The following is a 3,455-nucleotide window of genomic DNA, read 5'->3' as shown; positions in this document are numbered from 1 at the left end:
GCGGCGGGGTGGTGGAGGTGAAGGTGTGAGATATCAAAGGTTGACCATCAACCGCTAATACCTCACACATTTCTACATGTGCGTGTGGCACTAGCCAGTGTCGGGAAAATCACCTTGCAGGTGGGCTGCGACGCCTAACCGCCTTTCGCAAACGATCCCCTGACTCTCCGACACTGGCGCCGCCCTACAGGAGCGTACTTGTGCGGGAATTGATCGAAGCAGCGATTGTGAAAAAGGCTCGGGCCGAACTCAGAAAGCAGCAGAGATCCGAAGCAACTCGCAAAAAATACGCAGCGAAATTTCACACTCGAACCGGAAACAAGGCTGGAACGCCCACTCTAAAAGATCCGGCTGTGTGGTCGCTTCATCCGCATTTTGATCCTCGATATTGCATCAAGCATGCTCGGTATCTGGCGAGAGTTATATGGGGCAAGCTTCAAGCTGGTACATACGAGACGGTACCTGCGGTTCGCTTCTCCATAGAGAAACCAGGAGGCGGGGCTCGGATAATAAACTGTTTTACAGTTGTAGATTCAGCAATTGCCAACCTCGTCCACTCCATGGCAACAAAGCGGAATGGCAATCTGTTTTCAAGCAGCAGCTACGCATATCGACCAGATAAGACAATATTTGATGCAATAATAAACCTTAGACGATCTATTAACGGCCACAAAATATATGTGGTTCAATACGATTTTCGTCGTTATTTTGATAGCATAGATCATCTATATCTGGAAAAGATAATAAAAGATGCCGAACATTTTATATTGAGTTCTTCAGAGCGCGCTGCGATACGCGCTTTTATGTCTTATAGATTCGCGTCTTTTGAGGATTACGGCAGCGGTATATACGAAACTAGCACTATAGGCGTTCCGCAAGGCAGTTCACTATCTTTATTCTTGGCAAACGCAACGTCACATGCGTTGGATTTGAAACTCGAAAAAATGAACGGGTCGTTCGTCCGTTTTGCTGACGATGTTGTGGCGGTCACTAATTCATATTCGGATGCACTTTCCATCGCACATGCCTTTACTTCACATTGCGACAGCGCGGGACTTTCAATAAATCGCGATAAATCCCCGGGCATTTGCCTACTTGGGAACAGCGTTGAGCTGGATCAACGAACTCACGTTGTCGATGGTGACGACGTCTCGGCCATCAAAACTATCTCTTCTTTTGAATATCTCGGGCACAATATCGGACACAACATCGTTCAGCTTCCTGATAAATCTATAAAGCGAATTAAGAGACGAGTTTCTGAGATTATATACAAACACCTACTTATGTATATCCGAGACAAGACTGACCCTCCGTACACCGGATCAATCTCAAAAAATAGAGTTGGTCCTGGATATTACGATTGGGATTTAGTCACTTGCCTAAATGAGCTTCGTAAGTACATCTATGGAGGTCTAGGGGAGTCACAGATAAGAGCATTTCTGGACCACAATACGAAGCCGGCTGGGGTTCGCGGACTTATGGCCTTCCTGCCTCTTATGACTGACAGGAAGCAGCTAGAGGAACTCGATGGATGGCTCTTGAACGTCTTGACGCGCGCCCAGCGAGAACGGGTAAAGGTTTTGAAGAGCAAGGGAATCAAGCTTAGACCGCTATCCAGAAAGAGAATAATAAGCGGAAAATGGTATAAATATCCTGACATACCTCAAGATTCGGCCGCCCCCAGCTTTGTACGATCATGGCGATTTTCTAGAAAATATTACACGAAATATGGCCTTAAAGGCATAACTCCACCCGCATACTACTCTATTACATCTTACTGAAAATCGAGTGGAAATGTTGGACGTTAATAGACGTGCGGCAACGAACGAAGGCGTTCCGATCGGGAAGCTGATCCCCTCCCTTCGTCATCCTTCGGCAAGCCGCGTCTTCGCGGCGCAGACCGGGGGACCCAGCGTCCTCGGGTCAAGCCCGAGGATGACGAGCGCGAGCAGGACCCTGTCGCGGACTCGGCGTTCAAGATCCGTGCGGCGGACGGATTTCGCCTTCGGCGCCGCTGGGTCCCCCGGTTCCGCTGCGCGGCCCGGAGGATGACGAAAGGAAGGGGAAGGCGAACGCTCTGACCACCCCAGAGTGGCAAGCCCTCGCCGCTCGCCTCCGAACGGCGTAGCCTGAACTCCATGCCCACCCTCGTCCTCCTCGCCGGGCCGAACGGCGCCGGCAAGACCACCTTCATCAACCGCTTCCTGCGTCACCGGGCGGAGGCGTTTCGGTTTGTGAATCCGGACGAGGTGGCGCGCGATCTGGAGGGGGACGGCGCTTCGCGCGATCTGGCGGCCGGACGATTGGTGCTGGAGCGGCTGGAGGCCCTGTTTGCGGAACGGGCCGATGTGGTTCTGGAGACCACCTTGGCGACCCGATCTCACGCCGGGCGCATCCGCCGCTGGCGGGCGGCGGGATACCGGGTCGAACTGGTCTATCTGCGCCCGCCCTCGGCCGACTTCTCGGTCATGCGGGTGGCGCGGCGGGTCGCCCCCAGCGAAGGCTTCGCCTTCGCGGACTCCTGAATGGGGCGGGCACGGCATTCCCGAAGACACGCTGCGCCGCCGCTTTCAGCTCAGCCTCGACTATCTGGAGACGGTCTATAAGCCCCTGGTGGACCAATGGGAGGTCTATGGGGTTAGCGACGGCGAGCCCGATCTGTTAGATTGGGGACCGAAATGAGCAGCATCTTCGACCGCGAAACCACCCTGAAGGCCCTGCGCGACGCCGCCCGGATCGCGCGCGAAGGCACGCGCGAGGAGAAGTCCGGCAAGTTCCTGCCGCCGCCCGGCTGGAAGGGGCATCTGGTCACCGCCGCCGATGTTCCGGCCGCGCCGAAGAAGAAGCGGGCCTGACCCCGTGATATCGCTCGCTCTCGCCTTCGCGCTCGCCGCAGTCGCCCCACAGCAACCCGCCGACCCACTGGGTCCGGCGCGCGAGGGCCGGCTGCAGTGCCATTCGCCAGATGCGGCGCGAAAGACCTGCGGCGCCATCGCGACTTACAGCTTTGCGGCGGACGGGACGATTTCGAACCAAGCCGAGGTGATGCTGAATCCCTCGCCGCTCATCGTCATGCGGGACCAAACCCCCGTTGTCGTCCGCGACGGCGCAGTCTGCGGGCCGTTAACCGGCCTTGAGGGCGCCGTCTTCACAATCGACGGCCAGCCGGCCGACCCCCAGACGGCAGAGATGCTCCGGGGTCAGCTGAGCGCCGCCTTCGCCCAGCTGGGGACGGAAGTCTGCACCCGCTATACGCCCCAGGGCGAGGGCTGGCTGGCCGAGGCCTTCATCGACGGCCGCCCCCGCCCCGACCTGAATCAGCCGGTGATCTGGGTCCCCCCCACGGACGGCTATTCCGTCCGGCCATAGGTTCAGGGGTTCGCGGCCCATGCCCACGTTGGGGGTCCCCCGGTTCCGCTGCGCGGCCCGGAGGATGACGAAAGTCGGGTGCGAAG

The 3,455-nt window shown here is 57.0% G+C and carries 4 protein-coding genes; all 4 read left to right on the top strand.

The window, feature by feature from the left end; all coding sequences use genetic code 11:
- Nucleotides 1–200 precede the first annotated feature (200 nt).
- The 4 genes from AC07XS_RS15745 (at nucleotide 201) to AC07XS_RS15730 (ending at nucleotide 3,369) form a co-directional block, all read left to right on the top strand.
- Nucleotides 201–1,781 carry a reverse transcriptase domain-containing protein gene (locus tag AC07XS_RS15745; RefSeq protein WP_182715195.1) on the top strand — a complete coding sequence of 527 codons (1,581 nt, stop codon included), beginning with the start codon at nucleotides 201–203 and terminating at the stop codon, nucleotides 1,779–1,781.
- 357 nt (nucleotides 1,782–2,138) lie between these two features.
- Nucleotides 2,139–2,525 carry an AAA family ATPase gene (locus tag AC07XS_RS15740; RefSeq protein WP_182715194.1) on the top strand — a complete coding sequence of 129 codons (387 nt, stop codon included), beginning with the start codon at nucleotides 2,139–2,141 and terminating at the stop codon, nucleotides 2,523–2,525.
- Between the two features lie 153 nt (nucleotides 2,526–2,678).
- Nucleotides 2,679–2,855, top strand: coding sequence for a hypothetical protein (locus AC07XS_RS15735; protein ID WP_182715193.1), 177 nt, complete (start codon nucleotides 2,679–2,681; stop codon nucleotides 2,853–2,855).
- 4 nt (nucleotides 2,856–2,859) lie between these two features.
- The gene (locus AC07XS_RS15730) at nucleotides 2,860–3,369 is read left to right on the top strand and encodes a hypothetical protein (RefSeq protein WP_182715192.1); all 510 of its coding nucleotides are present in this window, start codon (nucleotides 2,860–2,862) and stop codon (nucleotides 3,367–3,369) included.
- Nucleotides 3,370–3,455: the final 86 nt, after the last annotated feature.

The sequence above is a fragment of the Brevundimonas sp. GW456-12-10-14-LB3 genome (assembly GCF_059424365.1).
This window is presented reverse-complemented; position numbering and strand designations above follow the sequence as displayed.

Coding starts and splice junctions, on each gene's coding strand:
- AC07XS_RS15740 (WP_182715194.1), top strand. CDS start 2,139: ATGCCCACCCTCGTCCTCCTCGCCGGGCCGAACGGCGCCGGCAAGACC.
- AC07XS_RS15735 (WP_182715193.1), top strand. CDS start 2,679: ATGAGCAGCATCTTCGACCGCGAAACCACCCTGAAGGCCCTGCGCGAC.